The 1128-nt window shown below is 49.9% G+C and carries 1 protein-coding gene; it reads left to right on the forward strand.

The genetic code is table 11. The features are described 5' to 3' along the window. Nucleotides 1-1128 (forward strand): elongation factor Tu (gene tuf / locus OSH01_RS16465; RefSeq protein WP_266125221.1); only part of this gene is annotated, 1128 nt, incomplete at both ends.

Below are 1128 nucleotides of genomic sequence, written 5' to 3' on the forward strand. Positions count from 1 at the left end.
CCACGTGAACGTGGGCACGATTGGTCACGTTGACCACGGTAAAACAACATTGACTGCCGCTATTTGCACAGTATTGGCAAAAGCATACGGTGGCGAAGCCCGCGATTACTCGCAGATTGACGCTGCTCCTGAAGAGAAAGCTCGTGGTATTACCATTAGCACTTCACACGTTGAGTACGAGACCCCTAACCGTCACTATGCTCACGTTGACTGCCCCGGTCACGCTGACTACGTTAAAAACATGATTACTGGTGCTGCCCAAATGGATGGCGCTATTTTGGTATGTTCCGCTGCTGATGGTCCTATGCCTCAGACACGTGAGCACATCTTGTTGAGCCGTCAGGTTGGTGTTCCTTACATCATCGTGTTCCTGAACAAGGCAGACATGGTTGATGACGAAGAGCTGGTGGAATTGGTTGAGATGGAAGTTCGTGAGTTGTTGTCCAACTACGATTTCCCAGGTGATGACACACCGATCATCAAAGGTTCTGCTAAGTTGGCGCTGGAAGGCGACGAAGGCCCCTTGGGTAGCCAAGCTGTTTTGGCACTGGCCGAGGCACTGGACAGCTACATTCCTACTCCTGAGCGTGCGATTGACGGTGCATTCTTGATGCCTGTTGAAGACGTTTTCTCGATTTCCGGTCGCGGTACAGTAGTTACTGGCCGTATCGAGCGCGGTATCGTTAAAGTGGGCGAAGAGATTGAAATCGTTGGTATCAAAGATACCGTTAAAACGATTTGTACCGGTGTTGAAATGTTCCGCAAGCTGCTCGATCAGGGTGAGGCTGGCGATAACGTAGGTCTGTTGTTGCGTGGTACTAAGCGTGAAGACGTTGAGCGTGGTCAAGTATTGGCCAAGCCAGGTTCGATCAAGCCGCACACAGATTTTGACGCTGAGGTGTACATTCTGTCCAAAGAAGAGGGTGGTCGTCACACACCATTCTTTAAAGGCTACCGTCCTCAGTTTTACTTCCGTACTACTGACGTAACTGGCACGATTGAGTTACCAGAAGACAAAGAAATGGTTCTTCCTGGTGATAACGTATCGATGAAAGTTTCTTTGATCGCTCCTATTGCGATGGAAGAAGGTCTGCGCTTCGCTATCCGTGAAGGTGGTCGTACAGTTGG

The sequence above is a fragment of the Alcaligenes endophyticus genome, from assembly GCF_026344035.1.
Classification (GTDB): Bacteria; Pseudomonadota; Gammaproteobacteria; order Burkholderiales; family Burkholderiaceae_B; genus Alcaligenes; species Alcaligenes endophyticus.